20 protein-coding genes are annotated in these 24,961 nt (G+C 61.9%); 12 read left to right on the forward strand and 8 right to left on the reverse strand.

Translation table 11 applies throughout. The annotated features are described in order from the left end of the window. Nucleotides 1-84: 84 nt before the first annotated feature. Nucleotides 85-993 carry a LysR substrate-binding domain-containing protein gene (locus RHM60_RS16080; protein ID WP_010566930.1) on the reverse strand — a complete coding sequence of 303 codons (909 nt, stop codon included), beginning with the start codon at nucleotides 991-993 and terminating at the stop codon, nucleotides 85-87. Between the two features lie 182 nt (nucleotides 994-1,175). On the opposite strand from RHM60_RS16080, the gene aspA reads away from it, so the two are divergent. From aspA to RHM60_RS16105, 5 genes are all read left to right on the forward strand, one after another. Continuing rightward, nucleotides 1,176-2,600: an aspartate ammonia-lyase gene (aspA, locus tag RHM60_RS16085; protein ID WP_209986528.1), complete on the forward strand. Its 1,425-nt coding sequence runs from the start codon at nucleotides 1,176-1,178 to the stop codon at nucleotides 2,598-2,600. Nucleotides 2,601-2,990: 390 nt separating this feature from the next. After that, complete coding sequence (locus RHM60_RS16090; protein WP_209986534.1) at nucleotides 2,991-4,436, forward strand: alanine/glycine:cation symporter family protein; 1,446 nt, start codon at nucleotides 2,991-2,993, stop codon at nucleotides 4,434-4,436. 77 nt (nucleotides 4,437-4,513) lie between these two features. After that, the gene (locus RHM60_RS16095; protein ID WP_322212203.1) at nucleotides 4,514-5,491 is read left to right on the forward strand and encodes an asparaginase; all 978 of its coding nucleotides are present in this window, start codon (nucleotides 4,514-4,516) and stop codon (nucleotides 5,489-5,491) included. 95 nt (nucleotides 5,492-5,586) lie between these two features. After that, nucleotides 5,587-10,158: a dermonecrotic toxin domain-containing protein gene (locus RHM60_RS16100; protein WP_322212204.1), complete on the forward strand. Its 4,572-nt coding sequence runs from the start codon at nucleotides 5,587-5,589 to the stop codon at nucleotides 10,156-10,158. A gap of 50 nt (nucleotides 10,159-10,208) precedes the next feature. Beyond that, complete coding sequence (locus RHM60_RS16105) at nucleotides 10,209-10,718, forward strand: hypothetical protein (RefSeq protein WP_245229048.1); 510 nt, start codon at nucleotides 10,209-10,211, stop codon at nucleotides 10,716-10,718. On the opposite strand, the gene RHM60_RS16110 is transcribed toward RHM60_RS16105, so the two are convergent. Continuing rightward, nucleotides 10,680-12,230, reverse strand: a complete 1,551-nt coding sequence (locus tag RHM60_RS16110; RefSeq protein ID WP_322212205.1) for a PLP-dependent aminotransferase family protein — start codon at nucleotides 12,228-12,230, stop codon at nucleotides 10,680-10,682. The two genes, RHM60_RS16105 and RHM60_RS16110, sit on opposite strands and share 39 nt — an antisense overlap. A 90-nt stretch (nucleotides 12,231-12,320) precedes the next feature. Between RHM60_RS16110 and RHM60_RS16115 the strand changes: the two genes are divergently transcribed. Genes RHM60_RS16115 through RHM60_RS16125 form a run of 3 tightly spaced genes read left to right on the forward strand, consistent with a single transcriptional unit; the run spans nucleotide 12,321 to nucleotide 14,084 of the window. Beyond that, the gene (locus RHM60_RS16115) at nucleotides 12,321-12,959 is read left to right on the forward strand and encodes an FMN-binding negative transcriptional regulator (protein ID WP_322212206.1); all 639 of its coding nucleotides are present in this window, start codon (nucleotides 12,321-12,323) and stop codon (nucleotides 12,957-12,959) included. Beyond that, the gene (locus tag RHM60_RS16120; protein ID WP_209986547.1) at nucleotides 12,956-13,402 is read left to right on the forward strand and encodes a GNAT family N-acetyltransferase; all 447 of its coding nucleotides are present in this window, start codon (nucleotides 12,956-12,958) and stop codon (nucleotides 13,400-13,402) included. Before RHM60_RS16115 ends, RHM60_RS16120 begins: the two co-directional genes overlap by 4 nt. A 10-nt stretch (nucleotides 13,403-13,412) precedes the next feature. After that, nucleotides 13,413-14,084 carry a GNAT family N-acetyltransferase gene (locus RHM60_RS16125; protein WP_209986549.1) on the forward strand — a complete coding sequence of 224 codons (672 nt, stop codon included), beginning with the start codon at nucleotides 13,413-13,415 and terminating at the stop codon, nucleotides 14,082-14,084. A gap of 322 nt (nucleotides 14,085-14,406) precedes the next feature. On the opposite strand, the gene RHM60_RS16130 is transcribed toward RHM60_RS16125, so the two are convergent. Beyond that, nucleotides 14,407-15,309: a homocysteine S-methyltransferase family protein gene (locus tag RHM60_RS16130; protein ID WP_231422270.1), complete on the reverse strand. Its 903-nt coding sequence runs from the start codon at nucleotides 15,307-15,309 to the stop codon at nucleotides 14,407-14,409. A gap of 114 nt (nucleotides 15,310-15,423) precedes the next feature. Between RHM60_RS16130 and RHM60_RS16135 the strand changes: the two genes are divergently transcribed. Further along, nucleotides 15,424-16,245, forward strand: a complete 822-nt coding sequence (locus tag RHM60_RS16135; protein WP_057006298.1) for an ABC transporter substrate-binding protein — start codon at nucleotides 15,424-15,426, stop codon at nucleotides 16,243-16,245. Beyond that, nucleotides 16,242-17,012, forward strand: a complete 771-nt coding sequence (locus tag RHM60_RS16140) for an amino acid ABC transporter permease (RefSeq protein ID WP_322212207.1) — start codon at nucleotides 16,242-16,244, stop codon at nucleotides 17,010-17,012. The genes RHM60_RS16135 and RHM60_RS16140 overlap by 4 nt, the downstream gene beginning before the upstream one ends. Nucleotides 17,013-17,018: 6 nt before the next feature. Here RHM60_RS16140 and RHM60_RS16145 read toward each other — a convergent pair whose 3' ends face one another. Continuing rightward, complete coding sequence (locus RHM60_RS16145; protein WP_209986558.1) at nucleotides 17,019-17,294, reverse strand: helix-turn-helix domain-containing protein; 276 nt, start codon at nucleotides 17,292-17,294, stop codon at nucleotides 17,019-17,021. Continuing rightward, on the reverse strand, nucleotides 17,291-18,625 hold the full coding sequence (locus RHM60_RS16150; protein WP_322212208.1) for a type II toxin-antitoxin system HipA family toxin: 1,335 nt from the start codon (nucleotides 18,623-18,625) through the stop codon (nucleotides 17,291-17,293). The genes RHM60_RS16145 and RHM60_RS16150 overlap by 4 nt, the downstream gene beginning before the upstream one ends. A 278-nt stretch (nucleotides 18,626-18,903) precedes the next feature. On the opposite strand from RHM60_RS16150, the gene RHM60_RS16155 reads away from it, so the two are divergent. After that, complete coding sequence (locus tag RHM60_RS16155; RefSeq protein ID WP_322212209.1) at nucleotides 18,904-20,193, forward strand: autotransporter outer membrane beta-barrel domain-containing protein; 1,290 nt, start codon at nucleotides 18,904-18,906, stop codon at nucleotides 20,191-20,193. Nucleotides 20,194-20,278: 85 nt separating this feature from the next. Here RHM60_RS16155 and oadA read toward each other — a convergent pair whose 3' ends face one another. Beyond that, nucleotides 20,279-22,087, reverse strand: coding sequence for a sodium-extruding oxaloacetate decarboxylase subunit alpha (gene oadA / locus RHM60_RS16160; protein WP_231422267.1), 1,809 nt, complete (start codon nucleotides 22,085-22,087; stop codon nucleotides 20,279-20,281). A gap of 11 nt (nucleotides 22,088-22,098) precedes the next feature. After that, nucleotides 22,099-23,514 carry an acetyl-CoA carboxylase biotin carboxylase subunit gene (locus tag RHM60_RS16165; protein WP_322212210.1) on the reverse strand — a complete coding sequence of 472 codons (1,416 nt, stop codon included), beginning with the start codon at nucleotides 23,512-23,514 and terminating at the stop codon, nucleotides 22,099-22,101. Nucleotides 23,515-23,708: 194 nt separating this feature from the next. Here RHM60_RS16165 and RHM60_RS16170 point away from each other — a divergent pair, with 194 nt between their 5' ends. Then, entirely contained in the window at nucleotides 23,709-24,683 is a 975-nt protein-coding gene (locus RHM60_RS16170; RefSeq protein WP_209986569.1) for a LysR family transcriptional regulator, read from the forward strand. On the opposite strand, the gene RHM60_RS16175 is transcribed toward RHM60_RS16170, so the two are convergent. Beyond that, nucleotides 24,613-24,810: a PA3496 family putative envelope integrity protein gene (locus RHM60_RS16175; protein WP_082638316.1), complete on the reverse strand. Its 198-nt coding sequence runs from the start codon at nucleotides 24,808-24,810 to the stop codon at nucleotides 24,613-24,615. The two genes, RHM60_RS16170 and RHM60_RS16175, sit on opposite strands and share 71 nt — an antisense overlap. Nucleotides 24,811-24,961: the final 151 nt, after the last annotated feature.

Below are 24,961 nucleotides of genomic sequence, written 5' to 3' on the forward strand. Positions count from 1 at the left end.
AGTCAGTCCAAAGCACCGCGAAATAATGTGGGAGAGGGCTTGCCCCCTCCCACATTTTGCTCTGTGTTGGGCCCGAGATTGAACTCAGGTGTTTTGCGCGGCGCCACCTTCGAGCTTGCGCCACAACAACCGCACATTCGCCTTGCGCACCAACGCGCAGCGATACAGGCGAATCTCCAGCGGCACATGCCATTGCGGCCCGCCACACACCACCAACTCGCCTCGGGCCAATTCTGCCCGTACGCTCAGTTGCGGCACCCAGGCAATGCCCAGGCCTTCCAGCGCCATACTCTTGAGGCTGTCGGCCATCGCGGTTTCGTACACGGTGGTAAAACGCAGCGCGCGCTGGCGCAGCAGCAGGTGCACCGAACGGCCGAGGAATGCGCCGGCGCTGTAGGCCAGCAACGGCACGCTGCCCTCGCCTTCCAAGTCGAACAGCGGCTTGCCGTCGGCGTCGGCAGCGCACACCGGGAGCATTTCGGTGTTACCCAGGTGCAGCGAAGGGAAGATTTCGGCGTCCATCTGCATCGCGGCATCCGGGTCGTAGAACGCCAGCATCAGGTCGCAACCGCCTTCGCGCAGGGCGTGCACCGCGTCGCCGACGTTGGTGGCGACCAGCCGCGTGGCGATGTTCAAACCTTCGTTGCGCAGTTGGGCGATCCAGCGCGGGAAGAAGCCCAGCGCGAGGGAGTGGGCGGCGGCCACTTGCATGACTTCGCCCTGCCCGCCTTCCAGATGATGCAAATGGCGCAGCACTTCACCCAACTGTTCGACCACCGTACGCGCGGTGACCAGAAACAGTTGCCCCGCCGCCGTCAGTTCCACCGGTGTGCGCGAACGGTTGACCAGCGTCAGGCCCAGCGCGGCCTCCAGGCTGCGGATACGCCGACTGAACGCCGGCTGGGTGACGAACCGCCGCTCCGCCGCCTGGGAAAAGCTGCGCGTCGCCGCCAGGGCGCTGAAGTCTTCCAGCCATTTGCTCTCAAGGTTCATCACTGCCTCCCAAGGCCACGCACCCATTTGGCACACACGCCCGTCATGATAGCCGGGTCACGCCGACATTATGCCGTTTGTGCATAGCCCAGTGTTTAACAGCATTGGCCCAAAAACGTCCACACGCCTAGCATTCGCAGCGTTCCGGCCTGTTCCGGGCCCCTATCGAGATGATTTCCGTCATGTCCTCCGCTGCATCATTCCGCACAGAAAAAGACCTGCTTGGCGTACTCGACGTACCCGCTCAAGCGTACTACGGCATCCAGACCCTGCGAGCGGTGAACAACTTCCGCCTCTCGGGCGTTCCGATTTCGCATTACCCGAAATTGGTGGTCGGTCTGGCAATGGTCAAGCAAGCGGCAGCGGATGCCAACCGCGAGTTGGGTCAGCTCAGCGAAGCCAAGCACGCGGCCATCAGCGAAGCCTGTGCCCGTCTGATCCGCGGCGATTTCCACGAAGAGTTCGTGGTGGACATGATTCAAGGCGGCGCCGGCACTTCAACCAACATGAATGCCAACGAAGTCATCGCCAATATCGCGCTGGAGGCCATGGGTCACCAGAAGGGCGAATACCAGTACCTGCATCCCAACAACGACGTGAACATGGCGCAGTCGACCAACGACGCCTACCCGACCGCGATCCGCCTGGGTCTGCTGCTGGGCCATGACGCGCTGCTGGCCAGCCTCGACAGCCTGATCCAGGCCTTCGCCGCCAAGGGTGTGGAATTCGGGCATGTGCTGAAAATGGGCCGCACCCAGTTGCAGGACGCCGTGCCGATGACCCTTGGCCAGGAATTCCGCGCCTTCGCCACCACCCTCGGTGAAGACCTGGCCCGCCTGAAAACCCTGGCGCCAGAGCTGTTGACCGAAGTGAACCTGGGCGGCACCGCCATCGGTACTGGCATCAACGCCGACCCGCGTTACCAGGCCCTGGCCGTACAACGCCTGGCCGTTATCAGTGGCCAGCCAGTAGTCCCGGCCGCGGACCTGATCGAAGCCACTTCCGACATGGGCGCCTTCGTACTGTTCTCCGGCATGCTCAAGCGTACCGCCGTGAAGCTGTCGAAGATCTGCAACGACCTGCGCCTGCTGTCCAGCGGCCCACGCACCGGCATCAACGAGATCAACCTGCCGGCCCGCCAGCCAGGCAGCTCGATCATGCCCGGCAAGGTCAACCCGGTGATCCCGGAAGCGGTCAACCAGGTGGCATTCCAGGTCATCGGCAACGACCTGGCGCTGACCATGGCGGCCGAAGGCGGCCAACTGCAGCTGAACGTGATGGAGCCGCTGATCGCCTTCAAGATCTTCGACTCGATCCGCCTGCTGCAACGCGCCATGGACATGCTGCGCGAACACTGCATCGTCGGCATCACCGCCAACGAAGCGCGCTGCCGCGAACTGGTGGAACACTCCATCGGCCTGGTCACCGCGCTGAACCCCTACATCGGCTATGAAAACGCCACCCGCATTGCGCGCATCGCCCTTGAAAGCGGTCGCGGCGTGCTGGAACTGGTGCGCGAAGAAGGCTTGCTCGACGACGCCATGCTCGACGACATCCTGCGCCCCGAAAACATGATCGCTCCACGTCTGGTCCCGTTGAAGGCCTGATGTCCGTTGCACTGCTCACCAGGTTGAGGGACTAGACACCTCTCACCTTTTGAGGGCCTGAAGGCTCGTTCTTCAGGCCCTTTTTTTTGCCTTGAGGTTGCGAAATGACGCCTATAAAAAATCCAACATCGCCCTGCAAACCCGACCTGTCCGATTCAGTGCTGCTGAAACCTTTAATCGGCCCGTGCAGACGGATCACGCGCGCCTAGGTATAGTGCCGCCCCTCATCGCGTCTGCGGCCATCGGTAACGAGGCCCGCAACAACGCGAAAGCGCATGAATAACAACACCCGCAAAAGGATTGGGGTCGAAGCATCGTGCACTGCCTGGTGCCGAGCGATGCATCGAACCGTCCTGCGTTTGCCATTAAAAAATCAGCGAGGAACACTCCATGCTCGAAGTCATCAACGACTTCCTCTCAGGGAAAGTACTGATCGTGCTCATTGTCGGGCTCGGTGGTTATTTCACGATTCGCTCGCGTTTCGTGCAGTTGCGCCACTTTTTCCACATGTTCTCGGTATTCAAAGACAGCCTGAAGAGCAGCTCCGGCCAACTCAGCTCGTTCCAGGCGCTGATGCTCAGCCTGGCGGGCCGCGTCGGTGCCGGTAACATCGCCGGCGTCGGCATTGCCGTGACCCTGGGTGGCCCGGGCGCCGTGTTCTGGATGTGGGTCACCGCGCTGGTGGGCATGTCGTCGAGCTTTATCGAATGCTCCCTGGGCCAGTTGTACAAGCGCACCGACGCTGACGGCGCCTACCGTGGCGGCCCGGCTTATTACATCCAGCACGGCCTGCACAAACGCTGGCTGGGCATGGTCATGGCGTTCCTGCTGCTGGTGACCTTCGGCTTTGCCTTCAACGGCCTGCAAGCCCACGCCGTGACCCACTCGCTGAACAATGCCTTCGGCCTCGACACCACCTACACCGGCCTTGCGCTGGCGGTGTTGCTGGGCCTGGTGTTCATCGGCGGGATCAAGCGCATCGCCTCGATCGCCGACCTGCTGGTGCCGGTCAAAACCCTCGTGTACATCGCCGTAACCCTTTACGTGATCGTGCTGCAGTTCGACCACGTACCGGCCATGCTCGCGACCATCGTCAAGAGCGCGTTCGGCCTCGACCAGGCCTTCGGTGGCCTGGTGGGCAGTGCGATCATCATGGGCGTAAAACGCGGCGTGTTCGCCAACGAAGCAGGTCTGGGCAGTGCGCCCAACGTGGCCGCCGTCGCTTCGGTAGAGCACCCGATTGCCCAGGGCGTGGTGCAGGCGTTCAGCGTGTTCCTCGACACCTTCGTGATCTGCACCTGCACCGCGTTGCTGATCCTGCTCTCCGGCTTCTACACCCCGGGCTTTGAAGGCGACGGCATTGCCCTGACCCAGAACTCCCTGGCCGCCGTGGTCGGTGACTGGGGCCGCATGTTCATCTCGGTGGCCCTGGCGTTGTTCGTGTTCACCTCGATCATGTACAACTACTACCTGGGCGAGAGCAACCTGCGCTTTCTGGTCGGCAATAACCGCAAGGTGTTGATGGGCTATCGCGCGCTGGTGCTGGTGCTGATCTTCTGGGGTTCGATCGAGAACCTGAGCACCGTATTCGCCTTCGCCGACATCACCATGACCCTGCTCGCGTTCGTCAACCTGTTCGCCCTGGCGTTCCTGTTCAAGATCGCCATGCGCATCCTGAACGACTACGACAACCAGCGCGCAGCGGGCATCAAGACGCCGGTGTTCGACTCCAGCCAGTTCCCGGACCTGGACCTGGATCGCAGCGCCTGGCCGGCCAATCCCGTGACGCCGCAGCAGGCGCCAGCGGCTGAACTGAGCGCGCACCCACAGCGCTGAGCCTAGATAGATGACACGCCGCCCGGCCTTGGGCATGCTCGGGGCCCGGCGGCGTTTTTCGTTCAGGAGACTCTTTGATGCAATCAGCCAACAACGTGATGGTGCTCTACACCGGCGGCACCATCGGCATGCAGTCCAGCGCCAACGGCCTGGCACCTGCTTCGGGCTTTGAAGCGCGCATGCGTGAGCAGCTTGCCGAGGCGCAAGTACCCGCGTGGTGCTTTCAGGAAATGGCGCCGCTGATCGACAGCGCCAACATGACCCCAGCCTACTGGCAGCGCCTGCGCTGCGCAGTGATCGAAGCGACGGACGCCGGTTGCGACGCCGTGCTGATCCTGCACGGCACCGACACCCTGGCCTACAGCGCCGCCGCCATGAGCTTCCAATTGCTGGGCCTGCCGGTGCCGGTGGTGTTCACCGGCTCGATGCTGCCGGCGGGCGTGCCCGACAGCGATGCCTGGGAGAACGTCAGCGGCGCCCTGGCCGCCCTCGGTACAGGCCTGGCGCCGGGTGTGCACCTGCACTTTCACGGCGCGCTGCTGGCCCCCACCGCGTGCGCGAAAGTCCGCAGTTTCGGGCGCAATCCCTTTGCCGCCCTCAAGCGTCAGGGCGGCGTGGCACGCGCTACCGCTCTCCCGGCGGCGCTGGATTATCGCCAGCCGAAAACCCTGGCCAGCGTCGGCGTGCTGCCGCTGGTGCCGGGCATCGGCGCAGCGCAGTTGGACGGCCTGATCGACAGCGGCATTCACGGGCTGATTCTCGAATGCTTCGGCAGCGGCACCGGCCCCAGCGACAACCCCGACTTCCTCGCCAGCCTCCAGCGTGCGCAGGACAAGGGAATTGCCGTGGTCGCGATCACCCAATGCCATGAAGGCGGCGTGGAACTGGACATCTACGAAGCCGGCAGCCGCCTGCGCGGTGTGGGCGTGCTGTCCGGAGGCGGCATGACCCGCGAAGCGGCGTTCGGCAAGCTCAACGCGCTGCTCGGCGCCGGGCTGGATCACGCCGAAGTGCGGCGCCTGGTGGAAGCCAACCTGTGCGGCGAATTGGGCTGAGGCCCGCCCTTACATAATCACCGCCCTTTCTGACCGAGCGGTTCCTAGTATGGAAACCCCCCAGTTTCCATACTCAGGCTCGTCAGGAGTTTTCCATGGCTTCAACGCTTCCCCCACGCCCCAACCTCGCCGCCACGCTGCTGGCGCAACTGTCGGTCGGCCCCTCATTTCGAGACGTCGCCGCCGTGTTGCTGCGCGAGCAACTGCGCGAGCGTTACCCGACACTGGACATCGACCCCGAAAACACACTGGTCGGCACCCCCGTGTGGGAAATCATCGAAGACCAGGTGGTGGCCCGCCCGCCACAGTTCCAGGCACTGACCAATGTACTGGCCAGGCAGGCGGTGCTGGCGGTACCGGCGCTCTACATCGAAGGCGAACACTTCCTCACCCGGCAACCCGTGGCCGACCCGCCCGTGCACTTGCCGGTGCGCATCGACGAAATCGCCGGCCTGATCAATGTGCTGGCGCCCGTGATGATCAGTGGCTACCAGGACCAGCAACTTGCGTACTGGAACGCCGACAACGGCAACAGCACGCCCCACTGGCAGCAACTGGCCAACACCCTGCGGCAAATGTGGAACGTGGATCGCATCGTTGGCTGGGCTGAATCGGACTGCATCATGGCCCGCCAGCTGTTCCGCGCCCCGGACCTGACGACCAGGAGCGCCCAGGCCCCCTACGCCACCCGCGCCTACCTGATAGAAATGGAAGACATCGATGAGCAGGGCCAGGCTCGACACCTCTACCAACACCTGATCACGGTACTGGTCGGCACCCAGGACAGTAACACGGTGATTCTCACCCACTCGCTGCTCGATGGCTTTGATCGGTTCACGTCCTTCGATCAACTGGGCGCCGCGCTGCCAACCACCCTGCATACGTCGACCGCCCACGACAAGATGCAGTGGCGACTGGTGGAACCGGCCGGCAATTATTTCGATTACCTGGCGTGCGCGTTGATTGCGGTGCAGATCGAAGCCATCGACGCGCTGGATTTTTCCGATGTACGCGGCGGCCACGCCAGCGCCGCGCCGCTCGCAGTGCCGCCCAGCGCTGCAGTGGCCGGTGCAGACGCCGACCTGCAGCATTACGAGCAAGCCCTGCCCGACTGGTTGAGGTCGGCCAGCATCTCGGACCTGAATGCCGGCTCGCGTCATCTCAGGGACCTGGCGACCCTGCATCGTCTCAATGAGGGCAGGACCCACCTGGACGGGATCGCGCCGATCCAGGCCTATGCCCTCCACCAACTGAACGCCGATATGCTCAGGGACCATCCCGACACCAGCCAACACCTGCTGGAAAAGGTCGAACTGGTGGTCAAGAGTCCGGTGGTGTGGGGCGCCTTTACCCTGCCAGGGCAGGTGGACACGACAGTGTTCAGCCTCACGGAGCTGGCCCTGCAAAACCTGATCGCCGTACCCCTGGGCAACAAGACCGTACGGCGCACCAATGGCGGCGGGCTGCCGGCCTGGCTCACCGTCGACTATGTGGAAAGCCTGGTCAAACGCGCCGATATAGGCAGCACTTACCCGGCCCTGATCAACCGTCTGTTGTTGCAGGATGCCGATGAATCCAGGCGCCGCCGCATGCTCTACAACCAGCACCTGAAAGTGCAACTGCCGCTGCTGGCCCTGCAATGCAAAATACGCGGGGAACACGGCATCGATGAGCGCGGGTACCGCTATGTAGCCACGCTGATGCAAGCCCAGGCTACGGAGGGCCTGGTGGACGAGCAACCCATCGTGATCCGTGAATTGGCGTTTGCGCCGCAACGTCGCACCGACGCTGCGCCGGACAAGGTGACCAACATGTACATCATCGGGCCCAGGGATCCCGGCGCCGGCCCCTGCCTGCTCTACCGGCCGCTGCTTGACCCGCCGCTGATCCAGTATCCGTCAGCGGCCAACGCGCTGTATGCCATCCAGCAATCGTCGCAGTTGCGTGAATCGGTGCTGGCCTGGTTACCCGACGACGTGCGCGCGGACTACAGCCGCTACGTCTTCCCCGGCGCGCTGCCATCGCCCTGGGCAGTAGCGGACTTCCTGGTCGAACCGCTCAAACTGTGGATCCTGAGTGGGCCCATGGCACTGGGAGGGCACGCCCTTGATGGCGATATCTTCGCCACCCTGTACACCGCCAACGCCACGGCACTGTTGACCCTGGCCGAACACCAGTCGGTGTCCAACGCTCAGGCACGCTGGGAAACCTTCAAGCGCGCCGGCTGGCTGATCTTCAACGCCGCCTTGCCGTTCATGGGCTCCACCGTTGGCGCCGCCGCGTGGATCTGGCAAATCATGGACCAACTGCAAGCGGTGGTTGACGCCCAGGCACACCGCCAGTCGCCCTGGGCCGCCTTCAGTGACTTGCTGCTCAACCTCGGCATGGCCATCTCATTGCTCGTCGTCACCCGCTCGACGCCACAGCGACGCGCAGCAACCAAACGCCCTGCGCCGCCATCCAGGCCCTCACCGCCCAGGCCTGTGCAGATCAAGCAACTGGCGAATATCTCTGCCGACAGCCCGAGCGCCGTTTCCATCCGACCGTTGCTGGCCGCTGGCGCCATCAACCGCACCAAGCCTCGCCTGAGTGAGGTGCTCGACAGTTTCAAAGTCGCCAAGCCCGGTGACCTGGGAGAGCCGATCAGTACCCAAGGCCCGTATTTAAACCTCTACACCAATGGCGATGGCTACTACGCCCCGGTCGGCGAGCGCTGGTTCCAGGTACAGGTGGACGAGGGCGACGCGGTGCGGATCGTCGACCCCGCCTCCCCTGAGCGCAACGGCCCACCGTTGATCGGCAACCGCCAGGGTGCCTGGTTTATCGACACCCGGCTGCGCCTGCGTGGCGGCGGGCCAAAAGCACAGATCCGCAAAGCCAAGGCGCTGGCGCAAAAACGCGCCGAGGAACTGCGTCAACAGTTGAGTGCGTTCGAAAAGGACAAGAAAAACGCCCAGACCGAACTGCAGCAAGCTCGCCAGGCCATGGACGAGGCGCCCTCCACTTCCGCCGAGGCCCGGCGCCAGGCGTACCAGCAAACCCTCACCACCCAGCGCGACGCCTATGAAACTGCCCTGCAGAAACTCAAGGAGCTGAACGTGCACGCGCCCACCCCGGATTATGCCCAAAAGGCGCTCAACTACCTCAAGGCGCAAACCGAACTCAGTTGCGAGGATATCCGCGAAGCCATGACCCGCTTCACGCCCAGGCTGCGCAGCGTGCTTGATCAAATAGAGCGAGAGGATGTCGAGCCGCAGCAACGCTACATCGCCGAGGCACAGGAAATGAGTGAGTTGAACCGGCAGATGATCCAGCGCCTGGACTATATGCAGGGACGCTTTGACGAGCTGCGCGGACTGCAACGTGACGGCATACGCCTGATCGCCACGATCAAGGGCTCGTTGCCGGTCTTCAAAAGCGACTACCTCAAGGCCTTGCAGGTGCTGCTCGGCCGTGACCTGTGCCTGTCAGCCGACACCCGGCATACCCTGCCGGATGCCTGGAAGACCCTGGGTAGCATCGTCGACAGCGCCGAAGTTGCGATCCAGTGCCTGCGCGACACTCTGGACGAACGCAGTGAAGGCCGCCTCGACGAGCGCTTTGATACCCTGAGCAGCCTGATCGAGCAATTTGAGCTGATAAACGAGCGCCTGCAGGATTTCCACGCGCAGCACACCTTGCATATCGAGGTTGAACCGTTCGACAACCTGCGCCGCCAACTGAAGGAGTTCAACCAGCGCGCCATCACACAGCTTGCTGTGCTGAGTGCCGAGAGGGAAGCCCTCAGAAAACGCCCCATCCCGCCCGTAACACCGCCACGGCCGAAGAAGAAGTTCATTCGTACACGCTTCGACGGGATGCTGATCGGCGAGCCGCGCTTGAGTGATATCGGCCTCGATACAGGCATGGTGGACATCCTGTCGCCGTTCACCCATAAAGTCGTCGCCACCTACCATGAAAAAACATCGGGTGTGTGGGTCAAGCATCTGACTCCCACGCGGGTCAGCCCGGCCTTGATCGATGCCCAAACCAGTATCCGCGCCGGCCAGGCACTGCTCGATGAACTGCCGACATTCCGAGAGCGCATGCAGAGCCTTGTGCAACAGCCAGAACGCAGTCCCCTCGGTATCGAATGGGCCTACAACCAGCAGGCCAAGAGGCTCAGGGAGGCCAACAGTGCCATCAAGCGCGCGTTGACCCAAAGCAATGCCACCGATTTGGCATCGCTGCCCGCCAGTACGGTCAACAAGGCGCTGACTGAAGCGGTGCCTGAGCTTTATCGTCAGAGCAACGAGCAGGTGCTGACGATGTTCAAGCGGCGTCCGCCCACCCCCTCCGCTGTGGAATGGCTTAAACGCCATAACGCGATCACCATCAAGAAAACCCTGAACCGACGCCGCCTCAAACGCCTGCAGCCCGACTATCTGGACGAATACACCATCACCGACCGCGGCACCCGCCAGGTGCTCTGGTACGCGCATTTTCATTACAGCGCCAGTTGGACTCCGGCGCGCTCCTACCTCTCGGCGCGCTTGAAAACCGTGGAAGAACAACGCCTGGATGCCGCCGCCGATACCCTGAGCAATGAGTCGAGCCAGGCACAAAGGCTAGCGCTTTACCGCAGTGAAATCACCTTTGAACAAGCCCGGCAGCTGTTCTTCAACTGATAAAGCGCACGCCAACTGCTTACTTTTTCAACAGGCCAAGGAGTGCCTTTATGAACGACCTCGTATTGACCGACAGCGAAACGCTGCTGACGCAATTGACCACCCATCCATCCCTGCGTGAAGTGGCATCAATCGTCTTGAAAACGGCACTGCACGAGCTGTACCCCACACTGGATATCGACCCGAATCTGGCCATCGTCAGGACCCCGAGATGGACGGTGGTGAATGGCGAGCTCATTCCCCAGAAGCCATTTGGAGAGACCCTCACCGGCGCCGGTGGCATCGACTTTTTCGCCACTCAAACACCCACCCTGCTGCCCACGCATAACCTGAATACGCAGGCGACCGGCGCAGTGATCAGCCCGTCGAAGATCGATAACATACGCAGCCCGATCACTGTTTTTTACCCCACCCGTTGCAGGAGCGGGGGCGCTCGCGAAAGCCTTCAAGGCAACGCGTTGAATCGGGATGCACGCGTTATCGTTAACGTTCTTCGCGAGCAAGCTCGCTCCTACGGTGATTTAGCCACCCCATGCCTGGCGCAGACGCGCCAGGGCTAGCGCGATCTGCGCCGGGGGCACCGCGGCAAATCCAAGCACCAGCCCGGCGCGTTGGTCGGACGGGGTGCTGGAATCCGGTAACCAGTATTTGCTCAGGCCGGTGATCTCAACCCCAACCGCCTCGGCCTGCGTCAGCAATTGCTGTTCACGGGCGACGCTGTCCACCCGCACGCTCAGGTGCAGGCCGGCGGCGACCGTGGGCAGGCAGCTCACGCCTGGCAATGGGCCCGGCCAGCCGCTGAGCAGCGCATCACGGCGGCTGAGTGCGGCGCGGCGCATGCGCCGGATGTGCCGCTGGAAATGCCCTGCCGCCATGAACTCGGCCATCACCACTTGGGTGCTGACCTCCGAGTGGCGCATGTCGACGGCACGGCGTCGGGAGAACGGTTGCACCAGACCCGGCGGCAGCACCAGGTAGCCCAGACGCAATGCCGGGAAGGCCACCTTGCCGAAGGTGCCGACATAGAGCACACGCCCGCTGCGGTCCAACGCCGCCAACGGCGCCAGGGGTGCGCCGCTGTAGCGGTATTCGCCATCGTAGTCGTCCTCGATCACCCAACCGCCGGTACGCTCGGCCCAGGCCAGCAGTTCCAGGCGTCGCGCCAGACTCATCACCACGCCCAGCGGATATTGATGGGCCGGGGTGACATAGACCAGGCGGCAATGCTCAAGGGCATTGAGCGCACCACAGTCGATACCTTCGCTGTCCACCGCCACGCCGTGCAATCGGCCACCGGCCACGGCAAACGCACGGGCGGCGGCCTGGTACCCCGGATTTTCGATGGCAACCGAGGCACCCGGCTCCACCAGCAGCTGTGCACAAAGGCTGATGGCCTGCTGCGCGCCATTGGTGATCACTATTTGCTCAGCCGTGCAGTGCAAGCCACGGGCGCTGCGCAGGTAGGCGGCGATCAAGCCGCGTAAACGCAAATCCCCTGCCGGATCGCCATAGCAGAGCTGTTGCAGGTCCGGCCTGCGCCAGAAAGCCGCGCTCAGCTTGGCCCACACTTCAAAAGGAAACAGATCGAATGCCGGCACACCCACACGAAACGCACGTGGCGGGCCACCGGGCGGGTGTGCCAGAGGGTGCTTTTGCACGCGTTCCAAGGCGCTGCTGTGGATAACTTGCGCGCAGGCAGCAGACGCTGAATCTGCACAATTTGTGGATAAAGCTGTGGGTAAGCCTGTTGATAAGCTTGTGGACAGTTTTGTGGATAGTTTTTTAGCCGGCGTGGCTGCACGCGGTAACCGGGCCACGTAGGTGCCGTCTCCGACCCGCGTTTCGATGAAGCCTTCGGCATACAACTGGTCGTAAGCGCGCACCACGCTGTTGCGGGAAATCCCGAACACTGCCGCCAGGTCGCGACTGGCCGGCAGCCGCGTGCCGCTGACCAGGCGTCCATCCAGCACTCGCTGGCGCAGGGCCTGATACAACTGGCGCGTCAGGCCCTGGCGACGGTCCAGTTCGATACCGATGGGGTTGAACGACAGGGGCGGCTCGATGGCGGGCATGGCATTGGACCTATCAAATGGGCCGGAGATGGCTCTTACAACGAACCATTAGCCTGCCTAGGATGCAGGCATTCGCCAAGGAAAACTTCCATGTACACACCCCGCGCCTTCGCCGTCGATGATCTGCCCGAACTCCAGCAATGGATCCGCCAAACCCGCCTGGCCCAGTTGGTGACGTTCGGTGAGCAAGGTCTGCTGGCCAGCCACCTGCCGCTGCTGCTCAACGCCGATGAGAGCCCCAATGGCACGCTCTACGGGCATTTGGCCAGGGCCAATCCACAGTGGCGCGACCTGCAAAATGGCGCCGAGGCTCTAGTGATTTTTGCCGGTGCCGAGGCCTATATCAGTCCGTCGTTCTATCCGGCCAAGGCCGAACACGGCAAAGTGGTGCCGACCTGGAACTACCTGGCGGTGCACGCTTACGGCAAAGCCGAGGTGTTCAGCGATGCGGCGCGCCTGCTCAAGGTGGTCACGGCCTTGACTGATCGCCACGAGGCCCGGCGTGAGCAGCCATGGCAAGTCAGCGACGCGCCGGCCGACTATATTGACAGCATGCTCAAGGCCATCGTCGGCTTCGCGCTGCCCATCGAACGCCTGATCGGCAAACGCAAACTCAGCCAAAACCGCAGCCCGGCCGACATCGCTGGCGTACGCGAGGGCCTGGCGGCCAGCGACGAGGTGCGTGACCAAACTGTGTCCCGCCTTATTCCCCAGGGAGTCTCAGAATGAGCCCGATCGATATCCGCCTCGTCACTGCCGCCGACCACGACGCCTGGCTGCCGCTATGGCAGGCGTATCTGAAGTTCTACAACACCGAGCTGCCGCAGGCCGTCAGTCACAGCACCTGGCAACGCCTGATCGACCCCGGCGAACCGACTCATTCAGCGTTGGCCTGGCAGGATGACGAGGCCGTGGGCATGGTCAACTTCATCTACCATCGGTCCAACTGGAGCATCGAAAATGCCTGCTACCTGCAGGACCTGCTGGTGGCGCCGTCCCAACGCGGTACCGGCGTGGGTCGCAAGCTGATCGAGTTCGTGTATGCCACCGCCAGGGCCGACGGCTGTGCCAAGGTGCACTGGTTGACCCATGAAACCAATGCCACGGCGATCCAACTCTACGAACGTATCGCCGAACGCCCAGGCCTCATCCAATTTCGCCAAGCCCTTTAAGGAGCGCCGCATGTCCACTTCCCTCCCCGACTGGAAAGGCGTCCCGGCGCCTGCCGTGCAACGGCTCGAAGGGCGTTTCATCCACTTGGAAAAACTCGACCCGGCGCAGCATGGCGACGACCTGTTCGACGCGCTGCAAGGCCCCGGCGCCGACCCCAGGCTGTGGGATTACTTGCCCTACGGCCCGTTCCCCGAGCGCGGCGCCTTCAACGCCTGGCTGGACAATCATGCCGCGCACAGCGACCCGTATTTTTTCACTGTGATCGACCGCGCGAGCGGCCGCGCCCAAGGCATCCTCAGCCTGATGTCCATCGTGCCCGAACACGGGCGCATCGAAATCGGCCACGTCACCTTTGGCGCACCGATGCAACGCTCGCCCAAAAGCACCGAGGCGGTGTACCTGCTCGCCAGGCACGCGTTCGACCTGGGCTATCGCCGGCTGGAATGGAAATGCAACAACGCCAACGACCGCTCCCGCTACGCAGCCGAACGGTTGGGATTCAGTTTTGAGGGGGTGTTCCGCCAGCACTCCGTGATCAAGGGCCACAACCGCGATACAGCGTGGTATTCGATCATCGACTCGGAGTGGCCGACGGTGGGTGCAGGATTTGAAGCGTGGTTGTCAGAGGCCAACCAGTCAGGCGCCAGCCAACTGAAAACCCTGGCAGAGTGCCGTGCCTGAACACAACACGGGAGGGGGCCTGCGCCCTCTTGTTAGACACAAAATAACGTGTCGATTTTAGCCTGGAGTTTCAGGCAGCCACACGCCTGTGGCGAGCGGGCTTGCCCCGCGTTGGGGTGCGAAGCGCCCCCAATCAAGCAAAACGCGGTGTACCTGATACGGCTCAGCGTCTGGTTTTGGGGCTGCTGCGCAGCCCAACGCAGGACAAGCCTGCTCGCCACAGGGAATCTGCGCTTAACTGAACGGCATTAGGGCAAGCCCGCTCGCCACAAAAATTAGCCCGCTCGTCACGCAGCCTCCTGGATTTTCAGCCTGTGGTGAATCAGCGATTCAGTTGCTCGGCCAACACCGCAATATGCTCCGGCCCAATCCCGCAGCAGCCGCCCAGGTGGCTCGCGCCCCGCGCCTGCCAATCGGCGGCCCAGTGCAGGTAGCCCGGTGGGTCGAGGTCGTCGCGCAACGGGTCCAGGCCGTCATTGGCCGTGGCTTCCTTGGGTTGCGGCGGGAAAGCATTGGCGTAAGCGCCGATCTGGATCGCCACCCCCAGCCGCTCGAAGGTGTGCCGGGCGGCATCAATCGCTGCGCCGATCACTTCCGGTTGGCTGCAGTTGAACAGCAGCACCTGCACGCCCAACTGCGCCGCCGCTTCGGCCGCCTCCGTCACCGGCTCGCCGGAGCGCAGGCGCGGGACGTCGTCGGTGTCTTCATCCTTCAAGGTAAACGACAGCCAGAACGGCTTGCCGTCCTGCGGCAAACCGGCATGAATCGCCCGCGCCTCGACGATTGAACTCTGAGTTTCCGCCAGCCAAAGATCCACATGGGGCGCCAGACCCCGCACCAACGGGCTCAGCAGTTCGTTCACACGCTCGGCCTGGAACAGATCCGGGCGGTAAGACCCGAACAGCGGCGGCAGCGAGCCCGCCACGCGCACAGCCTTGCCCGAAGCGTCCACCGCCCGCCGTGCCAGTTCTCCGGCGAGGGAAGCCAGTGCCTGGCCTTCCTCGGCAAACCGCGCTTCACCGATATGAAACGGCACCACGGCGTAGCTGTTGCTGGTAATCACGTTGGCGCCGCTGTCGATATACGCCGCGTGCACCGCCTCTACCGCTTGCGGCGCCTCGCTCAAGGCCAGTGCCGACCACTCCGGCTGGCGAAACGGCGCGCCACGGCGTTGCAGTTCGCGGCCCATGCCGCCGTCGAGAATTACTGTGCTTGCTGCGCCCATATGCTTTTTACTCATATGCTTATGAAAATAACTCACTATGAGAGTCGTTCTTATAACTATTTAATGCGTACCATCCGATTAATAACAACCTCTTTTTTATTCAGGTGTTCAATTTTGAAAATCAAACCGCTGCTGGCCCTGGGCCTGACACTGCTGGCTGCCTCCACCCAAGCCTTTGGCGGCGCCACACTGGACCGCATCGAACAAAAGAAGGAACTGGTCGGCGTGCTGATGGAAAGCTACCCGCCGTTTTCGTTCCTCAATGACCAGAATCAGCTCGACGGTTTCGACGTGGATGTGGCCAAGGCCGTGGCGCAGAAATTGGGCGTGAAACTGCGTCTGGAAACCCCCTCGTGGGACGTGATCGCCGCCGGCCGCTGGAGCGGTCGCTATGACATTTGCATCTGCTCCATGACCCCGAGCAAGGCGCGCGCCGAGGTGTTCGACTTCCCGGTGGAGTACTACGCCTCGCCTGCCGTGATCGTGGTCAATGCCAAGGATGACCGCATCCACGAGGCCAAGGACCTGAGCGGCAAGAAAGTCGGCCTCACCAGTGCCTCCAGCTACGAAAGCTACCTGAACAAGAACCTGGTGATCGAAGGCGCCGAAGACACGCAGCTGCAATACCCGTTCGAAGACGTGCAGATCGCACCGTACGATACCGACAACGTGGCCTTCCAGGACCTGGGCCTGGGCGCCGGTGTGCGCCTGGATGCGATCCTCACCAACCTGGTCACTGCACAGCCGCGCCTGAGCCAGGACAAACGCTTCAAACTGGCCGGCGCGCCGTTGTATTCGGAGCCCAACTCGGTGGCCATCGAGAAAGGCGACCCGCAGTGGGACAGCAAGGTGCGTGAGGTCTTCGCCCAGCTCAAACAGGACGGCACCTTGAGCAAGCTGTCGCAAAAATGGATCGGCGCCGACATCAGCCAATGAGTTTTCGCACACGGCTTTACCTGACCTGGGCAGCGCTGTTCGTTCTTTTTGCGAGTTTTTTCCTGAGCTTCGACCTGAAGTTTTCGATCATCCTCGACAAGCTGCCCAACCTGATCGGCCTGCATCTGGCGCCCAACGGGTTCCTGCAAGGCGCCGCACTCACGCTTTTCCTGTGCCTGTGCTCAATGCTGGCATCGTCGGTGCTGGGTTTCGTCACGGCCCTGGGGCGCCTGTCGAAAAGCGCGGTGGCATTTGGCATCGCCAGTTTCTACGCGTCGTTCTTTCGCGGCACGCCGCTGCTGATCCAGATTTTGCTGATCTACCTGGGTCTGCCGCAACTGGGCCTGGTGCCGGGCGCCATCGTTGCCGGGATCATTGCGCTGTCGCTCAACTATGGCGCCTACCTGAGCGAGATTTTCCGCGCCGGCATCCTCGGCGTGCCCCACGGACAACGCGAGGCCGCACTGGCCCTGGGCATGCGCAACAGTGCGATTTTCTGGCACGTCACCCTGCCCCAGGCCATGCGCACCATCATCCCGCCGGCGACCAACCAGTTCATCTCGATGCTCAAGGACTCGTCGCTGATCTCGGTGATGGGGGTGTGGGAAGTGATGTTCCTCGCGCAGTCCTACGGCCGCTCCAGCTATCGCTACATCGAGATGCTCACCACCGCGGCGATCATCTACTGGGTGATGTCCCTGGCACTGGAGTTGATCCAGGCGCGCATGGAGCGGCACTTCGGCAAGGGGTATATGCGGCGCGGTTGAAGCGCTTCAGTAGTTGCGGCGTATCCTGACTACGCCCATCTGCATACCGAAGGGGCGAAACACCGCGTTCAGCGATTTGAGGGTCTGATTGCCCTCGCCATGCTCGATATGCACCAGGGTGCGCACCGAGATTTTGCACATCTTGGCAAACTGGTTCTGGTGCAGCCCGGTGACCTCAGTGCGCAGGCGGCGTACGGCTTCGCCTATCTGCAGTGAACCGTCGGCAAGGCCTTGTTCAATGCTTTGCAGCAACAAGGCACGGGCATCCATGCTGGTCGTCATCTGAGCCCCCACTGCTTGAGCCGCAGGTCCAGTTTGCCCAGTGGGATACTGGGGTGATTCAAGGTCACGGCAGGCAGTCCTCCAGCCGCGAGCATGTCCGGTAACGCACGCAACTGTTCGGCGTCCTGGCGCAGTCGTTCAAACGCCAGTTCGGGATCGAGAATGTCGCCCAGCGCATCGCAGACACCCCGCCAATTGATGTCGCCCGCCACTTCCAGGGGTTTGGGCCACTTGGTCGTTCGGGTGACGCCCTCGTCATCCATCACCATGGGCGCCAGGTCATAAATGGGTGCCAGGCGAAGGGCGTCGCGTTCACGGATAATTGAGGTATTTCGCCCGTGGTTATCCGAGTTACCCAGCACTTTATTGAGCAAGTCCCGACGTAGATACTCGGCAACCAGCTCAGCTATCTGAGAGTGCTGGCCCACAGCGCGCCATTGCTCAACCAGCAGATTGATGACTTCCAGGTGATCCATATAGCTGCCTGGCGTGGTCACGCCCGCCAGGGAGTAGATCGATTCGACAGCCAGGCGTTCCACGCCGTTTTTGCCGACTCTGCGGTCAAAACGATGCATCCACAGGCTGGGTTTGGTGGCCTCTTCCAGTGCCAGGCCATCGGCAGCGACGGTGTTTATGCCAAGTGCCTGAAGCGCTTTGTAGTAGTGATATTCGCTTCTAAGGATGACCTGGTCATGCTGTGTAGCCTGGTTGCGAGCGAACTTGATGAACCAGTGTTGAGTCACGTCATCGTCATTCAGCACAGCATCTGGATACAGCAAGCCGTCCCTGCCTTGGGTCATCAACAGTTTCGGCGCCTCGCCGCCTGCTCCGGTAGCACCGCCGATCGCTGCACCCTGCTCATAGGCATATTCTAAAAAGCTGTTATCGCGAGCGACCACCTCATGCCGGGGAAAACCAACTGGCACTTCGCCGTCCACCGCTTGCACCGATTCCTTGATACGCATGTTGCCGATGGGTGCCGGTGTGCTGCGCCACAGTAGAAACAGATCGGCATTCAAGTCCTGCGGTTTTTCGTGGCCTATGCGTTTCATCAAGGAACGTCTGGCCGCACCGGATGGGACGATATCGTGCAAAAAGGCGGGCGCTGATGAAAGCCCCGCAACATCCCAGGTCAGTGGAAACCGTGCGCTGACGGACCTGGAAAAAGGTTGTTGAATGGCCTCAATGTTGTCGACGAGATAATCCTGTCGGTAGTGAAACCTGCAGGCCCCCTCCAGCCCCTTTTGAGGCTCAGAGAACTCGAGGACCATAGCGTCACGCCAATGACCGTCGGTGAAAATCTGCAACATTAAAAGGTAAGTAGTTTCCATCTGCAATTTGGTGCACCTGCCTGGCAAATTACACAGCGTTACTGCAATATAGTGCATTTATAGAGTAAATAGCGGCCATATTTACGCATTAAAATGCACTTTTTTTGCAAAAGCTCGTAAAAAACGCAATTTAATGCAAACGAGCATCTAGGGCTTGAAGTGTTTTTAATCGCCGCCAAGTAGGGACAACTCCCGCGAAACAGCAGTCGCCAGCCTGACATTTATAACCCGCCCATCTCGCTAAATTCCCGGCCTCATTTATCAGAGGTTGGGATTACATGCTTCTTACACCCCACAGATTTGCCCTGGTCATGGCCCTCGCGATCAGCACGGTCAGCCTTTCACCCGCCTATGCACAAGGTGAGTTCGACTACTTGCACCACCACTCGCAACCCGACGACACAGAGGATGCCGAGTGGTATGAAGTGCCTGAGGTCGACACGCCGCTGGTGGACGGTTATCTGATCCAGAAGGCCACCTCTTACAACGGTTTGCAGCTCGCTGCCGTGCTCGATCCCGCGCTCACCAAGCTGATGGACGCCGAACTGACATCGGAGGAGGAAGAAGAACTGGAAAAAATCGCTGACGCCCTCACCCGGGACCCCGGAGGAATGGGTGCCGCCCTTGAACAACTGGCCGGCAGTCAGAACGCCAACCTCGCCGCCGCCACTCAAAATACTACGCAGCAGCTTGGCAGCCAGCTGCTTTCAACCCTGCTGGCATTGCCCGACACCGATGAGGGCCACTTCTGGACCAAAGGCGTGCGCAACGAAGGTCGCCTGGCCAGGCAAGGCGGCAGCGCCGGCGTAAGCACCGACACCCAAGGCTTGATGCTGGGTGCCGACTGGGCCCTGGACCAGGCCTGGCGCGTGGGTGTGATGGGCGCAAAGACCAGCAGCCGCTTCGATGCCCAGCGCTTCGACGCCGACCTCGACAGTTGGCACCTGGGTGGCTACGCAGTCCGGCAGGACGGGCCCTTGGCGCTGCGCCTGGGAGGCATCTACAGCCGCCATGCCGGCACCAACAAGCGCCGCATTCAACTGCTCGACTATGAGGAACAACTCAAGGGGAGCTACGACGCCCAGAGCCAAACCCTCTTCTCTGAGCTGGGCTACCGGTTGGGCAGCGCGGATGTCAGCGCCGAGCCGTTCATCGGGCTGGGCTACCAGCGCTATCATCGCGACAGCTTCAAGGAGCGCGGCGGGCTGGCCGCGCTGAACGTCGGCTCGCAAACCCAGCAAAACCTGAACAGCACCGTTGGCCTGCGTCTGGCGACGGAGTATCGGTTCGATCACCAGGTCAGCCTCACTCCCCACCTCAGCACCCGCTGGAAACACCTCTACGGCGCGGTCGACAGCCAGGTGCGTCAGTCCTATCGCCACACCCCGGGGCTGATTGACGATTTCACCATCACCGGCACCTCACTCGACCGCGACAGCCTGGAATTGCAAGCCGGCCTCGACCTTGCGCTGTCCGCGCAACACACCGTCGGCCTCAGCTACAGCGGCCAGGCCGGTACACACAGCCGCAACCAGGGCCTGATGGGGCAGTGGACGATGAGTTTTTAAGCGCCGCGGCCGCCAAATCACAGGCAAAAAAAAGGGGAGCACCTGCTCCCCCGAGGATTAAACGGTAGCGGTCGAAGGCTGTGTGTCAGCCTTCGATTTCAATCAGAATTTCGCCCGGATTGACCCGGTCGCCCTTGGCCACATGAACAGCGCTCACCTTGCCGGCAATCGATGCCTGCACTTCGGTTTCCATCTTCATCGCTTCGGTAATCAGCACCGCCTGGCCGGCCTTGACCACGTCGCCTTCCTTGACCAGCACATCGACGATATTGCCCGGCATTGCCGTGCTGACGTGCCCTGGCTCGGTGGCGTGCTTGCGCTTGCTGCCGCCGCTGCTGACAAAGTCGTTGAGCGGTTCGAACACCACTTCTTCGGGCATGCCGTCGATGGACAGGTAGAAGTGCCGCTTGCCCTCGGCCTTCACGCCCACACCGGTGATGTCCACGCGGTAGCTTTCGCCGTGCACGTCGATCACGAACTCGGTCGGCACGCCCTCACCGCCTGCGCGGGCCACGCCGCCGGCTTCAGGGATCGGCAGCAGCACTTCCGGCGCCAGGGTGCCGGCGTCGCGCTCTTCGAGGAACTTGCGACCGATATCCGGGAACATGGCGTAGGTCAGCACGTCTTCTTCGGACTTGGCCAACGCCCCGATTTCGCCGCGCAGCTTGGTCATTTCCGGTTTGAGCAAATCGGCCGGGCGTACATCGATCACGTCTTCGCTGCCGATGGCCTGGCGGCGCAGCTTCTCGTTCACGGTGCCGGGCGCCTTGCCGTAGCCGCCTTGCAGGTAGAGCTTCACTTCGTTGGTGATGGTCTTGTAGCGCTCGCCGGCCAGCACGTTGAAGAACGCCTGGGTGCCGACGATCTGCGAGGTCGGCGTGACCAGCGGCGGGAAGCCGAGGTCCTCACGCACACGCGGGATTTCGGCCAGCACTTCGCTCATGCGGTTGAGGGCGCCCTGCTCTTTCAACTGGTTGGCCAGGTTGGAAATCATCCCGCCCGGCACCTGGTTGACCTGCACGCGGGTATCGACGGCGGTGAATTCGCTTTCGAACTGGTGGTACTTCTTGCGCACCGCATAGAAATACAGGCCGATTTCCTGCAGCAGCTCCAGGCTCAGGCCGGTGTCGAATTCGCTGCCTTTAAGCGCGGCGACCATCGACTCGGTGCCCGGATGGCTGGTGCCCCAGGCGAAGCTGGAGATCGCAGTGTCGATGTGGTCGGCACCGTTTTCGATGGCCTTGAGCTGGCACATCGCAGCCAGGCCGGCGGTGTCGTGGGAGTGGATGAAAATCGGCAGGTTCTGCTCGGCTTTCAGCGCCTTGACCAGTTCGCCGGTGGCGTAGGGGGTCAGCAGGCCGGCCATGTCCTTGATCGCAATCGAGTCGCAACCCATGGATTCCAGCTGCCGGGCCTGGGCCACGAACGCTTCGACGGTGTGCACCGGGCTGGTGGTGTAGGCGATGGTGCCCTGGGCGTGTTTGCCGGCGGCTTTGACTGCTTCGATGGCCACGCGCAGGTTACGCACGTCATTCATTGCGTCGAAGATGCGGAATACATCGATGCCGTTGACGGCAGCCTTGGCGACAAACGCCCTCACCACGTCGTCGCTGTAATGGCGATAGCCCAAGAGGTTTTGCCCGCGCAACAGCATCTGCAGGCGCGTATTGGGCAACGCGGCGCGCAGTTGGCGCAGGCGCTCCCACGGGTCTTCCTTCAAAAAGCGCACGCAGGCGTCGAAGGTCGCGCCGCCCCAGACTTCCAGGGACCAGTAGCCGACTTTATCGAGCTTGTCGCAGATCGGCAGCATGTCTTCGGTGCGCATGCGCGTGGCCAGCAACGATTGGTGGGCGTCGCGCAGGATGGTGTCGGTTACAAAGATTTTCTTGGACATTGTTGTATTCCTCACAGGCCTGCGTGGGCGGCGATGGCGGCGGCGATGGCCAGGGCCAGCTCTTCGGGTTTGCGCTTGATCGAGTAGTTGGTCAGCTCAGGGTGGCTTTCCACAAAGCTTGTATTGAACTGGCCGCTGCGGAATTCCGGATTACGCAGGATTTCCTGGTAATAGGCGGCGGTGGTCTTCACGCCCTGCAGGCGCATGTCGTCCAGGGCACGCAGGCCGCGGTCCATGGCTTCTTCCCAGGTGAGCGCCCACACCACCAGTTTCAGACACATGGAGTCGTAGAACGGCGGGATGGTGTAGCCGGTGTAGATCGCCGTGTCGGTGCGCACGCCAGGGCCGCCGGGTGCGTAATAACGAGTGATCTTGCCGAAGCTGGGCAGGAAGTTGTTCTTTGGGTCTTCGGCGTTGATGCGAAACTGCAACGCGAAACCACGGTGCTGGATATCTTCCTGCTTCACCGACAGCGGCAGGCCCGAGGCGATGCGGATCTGCTCGCGGACGATATCGATGCCGGTAATTTCTTCGGTGATGGTGTGTTCCACCTGCACCCGGGTGTTCATCTCCATGAAATACACTTCGCCCTCGGCGAGCAAAAACTCCACGGTGCCGGCGTTCTCGTAGCCCACGGCTTTGGCGGCGCGTACCGACAGGTCGCCGATGTAGGCGCGCTGTTCAGGGGTGAGTTGAGGGCTGGGGGCAATTTCGATGAGCTTTTGGTTGCGGCGCTGGATCGAGCAATCGCGCTCGAACAGGTGCACCACGTTGCCAAAGCTGTCACCGAGGATCTGCGCCTCAATGTGCTTGGGATTGACGATGCATTTTTCCAGAAACACTTGCGCCGAACCGAAAGCCTTGGTGGCCTCGGAGATCACGCGGGGGAAGGCTTGTTCGAGCTCTTCACGGCTGTTGCACCGACGAATGCCGCGCCCGCCGCCGCCGGACGTGGCCTTGAGCATCACCGGGTAACCAATGCGGTCGCCTTCGATAAGGGCTTCATGGATATCGGCGACATTGCCTTCGGTGCCGGGGGTAACCGGCACGCCGGCCTTGATCATGCTGCGGCGCGCTTCGGTCTTGTCACCCATGCGGCGGATAACTTCAGCCGAAGGGCCAATGAACTTGATGCCACGTTCGGCGCAGATGTCGGCCAGTTCGGCATTTTCCGACAGGAAGCCGTAGCCGGGGTGCAGCGCGTCGCAACCGGTCTCCACGGCCAGGTTCACCAGCTTGCGCGGGTTGAGATAACCGGCCAGAGGGTCGGCACCAATGCTGTGGGCTTCGTCGGCACGTTTGACGTGCAGCGCATGACGGTCGGCATCGGAAAACACCGCGACCGAGCGAATACCCATCTCGGCACAGGCACGCACGATGCGGACGGCAATTTCCCCACGGTTGGCGATCAGGATCTTTTTTATCACTTGGAAATTCCCTTGAGCCGATTGCTGCGTCATCGACCCGATGAAGCGGGGCCGGCGCGTGACCAAATGTTTCATGACAGTCGCGAGACACACACTAAGCCGCTGGAGGGATTAACAAAAATCAATAATTATTGGGCTGTGTATAAGTAAATGCTTATAGTCACTGCATCAGGGTTGGCCGGGGTGCTTTAAAAATGCGTAAGTCATTGATGCGACTGACATTGCGTCAGCTGCAAATCTTCAATGAGGTGTGTGATCTGCGGTCCTACAGCCGCGCAGCCGAGGAAATGTCCCTCACACAACCGGCCGTCAGCCTGCAAATTCGTCAGATTGAGGAGCTGATCGGTCAGCCGCTGTTCGATTATGTCGGCAAAAAGCTCTACATGACCGAGGCCGCCGAAGCGCTGCAGCGGGCCAGCCGCGATATTTTCGGGCGCCTGGAAAACCTCGACATGCAGCTGTCGGACATGCAGGGGTCGCTGCAGGGCCAACTGAAACTGGCGGTGGAGTCCAGCGCCAAGTATTTCGTGCCGCACCTGTTTGCCGCCTTCAAGCGCCAGCATCCGGAAGTGCAACTGCACCTCACAGTGGTGAACCGCGCGCAGGTCATTCGCAGGCTGTCGGACAACCGCGACGACCTGGTGATCATGTCCATGGTGCCTCAGGACATGGGCCTGGAATTCCTGCCCTTCCTCAACAACCCGATTGTGGCGGTGGCGCCACCGGATCATCCGTTGAGCCTCAAGGGCCCGCTGCGCCTGCAGGACCTGGAACCTTACACGCTGCTACTGCGCGAACCGGGCTCCGGCACCCGGATGGCCTGTGAGGAATACTTCAAGGAAAAACGCGTGCACTTCACCCAGACGGTGGAAGTGGCTTCGGCCGAGGCGCAACGCGAATGCGTGTGCGCCGGGCTCGGCGTGGCGCTGCTGACGCGCCATGCGGTCAACATGGAACTGGCCACCGGCGGGCTCAGGGAGCTGCCGGTGGAGGAACTGCCGCTGTACCGCAGTTGGTGCCTGGTGCAGGCCAAGGCCAAGCGCCTGTCACCGGTAGCCCATGCCTTCCTGGGCTTTATCCGCAGCGAGCGGTTGCAGATCAGCGCGCTGGCTGAGCGTTTCGCTGGGCGGCCGCGGGTGCCTGCCAATGCAGTTCCGGGTAGTCACTGATGCTCTGCAACAGTTGACGCTGGTCACAACGGTCTTCGATCGCGCGACGGAACGCCATGCGGCGCTGGTCTTCCTGCTGACGACGGGTTTTGACGGAGCTGCTGCTTTCTTCGTAGTGCCGGGCCATTTCGAGTCTCCCAATGCGAGTACGGGAGCTCAGGATGGTCCTGGGGGATGACACGACTGTGACAGCTCGGTGAAGATTCTAAAAACACTGGAGATCAAAATGTGGGAGGGGGCTTGCCCCCTCCCACATTTGGAATGGGTTTGAACTGAGG

The sequence above is a fragment of the Pseudomonas sp. MH9.3 genome, assembly GCF_034354675.1.
In the GTDB taxonomy this organism is placed as follows: domain Bacteria; phylum Pseudomonadota; class Gammaproteobacteria; order Pseudomonadales; family Pseudomonadaceae; genus Aquipseudomonas.

Excerpts from the sequence above, each read along its gene's own strand:
- RHM60_RS16175 (WP_082638316.1), bottom strand. The coding sequence starts at position 24,810 with ATGGCCCGGCACTACGAAGAAAGCAGCAGCTCCGTCAAAACCCGTCGT.
- RHM60_RS16095 (WP_322212203.1), top strand. The coding sequence starts at position 4,514 with ATGCAATCAGCCAACAACGTGATGGTGCTCTACACCGGCGGCACCATC.
- RHM60_RS16080 (WP_010566930.1), bottom strand. The coding sequence starts at position 993 with ATGAACCTTGAGAGCAAATGGCTGGAAGACTTCAGCGCCCTGGCGGCG.
- RHM60_RS16170 (WP_209986569.1), top strand. The coding sequence starts at position 23,709 with ATGCGTAAGTCATTGATGCGACTGACATTGCGTCAGCTGCAAATCTTC.
- RHM60_RS16115 (WP_322212206.1), top strand. The coding sequence starts at position 12,321 with ATGTACACACCCCGCGCCTTCGCCGTCGATGATCTGCCCGAACTCCAG.
- RHM60_RS16140 (WP_322212207.1), top strand. The coding sequence starts at position 16,242 with ATGAGTTTTCGCACACGGCTTTACCTGACCTGGGCAGCGCTGTTCGTT.
- RHM60_RS16110 (WP_322212205.1), bottom strand. The coding sequence starts at position 12,230 with ATGCCCGCCATCGAGCCGCCCCTGTCGTTCAACCCCATCGGTATCGAA.
- RHM60_RS16120 (WP_209986547.1), top strand. The coding sequence starts at position 12,956 with ATGAGCCCGATCGATATCCGCCTCGTCACTGCCGCCGACCACGACGCC.
- aspA (WP_209986528.1), top strand. The coding sequence starts at position 1,176 with ATGTCCTCCGCTGCATCATTCCGCACAGAAAAAGACCTGCTTGGCGTA.
- RHM60_RS16150 (WP_322212208.1), bottom strand. The coding sequence starts at position 18,625 with ATGGAAACTACTTACCTTTTAATGTTGCAGATTTTCACCGACGGTCAT.
- RHM60_RS16145 (WP_209986558.1), bottom strand. The coding sequence starts at position 17,294 with ATGACGACCAGCATGGATGCCCGTGCCTTGTTGCTGCAAAGCATTGAA.
- RHM60_RS16090 (WP_209986534.1), top strand. The coding sequence starts at position 2,991 with ATGCTCGAAGTCATCAACGACTTCCTCTCAGGGAAAGTACTGATCGTG.
- RHM60_RS16100 (WP_322212204.1), top strand. The coding sequence starts at position 5,587 with ATGGCTTCAACGCTTCCCCCACGCCCCAACCTCGCCGCCACGCTGCTG.
- RHM60_RS16155 (WP_322212209.1), top strand. The coding sequence starts at position 18,904 with ATGCTTCTTACACCCCACAGATTTGCCCTGGTCATGGCCCTCGCGATC.
- RHM60_RS16105 (WP_245229048.1), top strand. The coding sequence starts at position 10,209 with ATGAACGACCTCGTATTGACCGACAGCGAAACGCTGCTGACGCAATTG.
- RHM60_RS16130 (WP_231422270.1), bottom strand. The coding sequence starts at position 15,309 with ATGGGCGCAGCAAGCACAGTAATTCTCGACGGCGGCATGGGCCGCGAA.
- oadA (WP_231422267.1), bottom strand. The coding sequence starts at position 22,087 with ATGTCCAAGAAAATCTTTGTAACCGACACCATCCTGCGCGACGCCCAC.
- RHM60_RS16125 (WP_209986549.1), top strand. The coding sequence starts at position 13,413 with ATGTCCACTTCCCTCCCCGACTGGAAAGGCGTCCCGGCGCCTGCCGTG.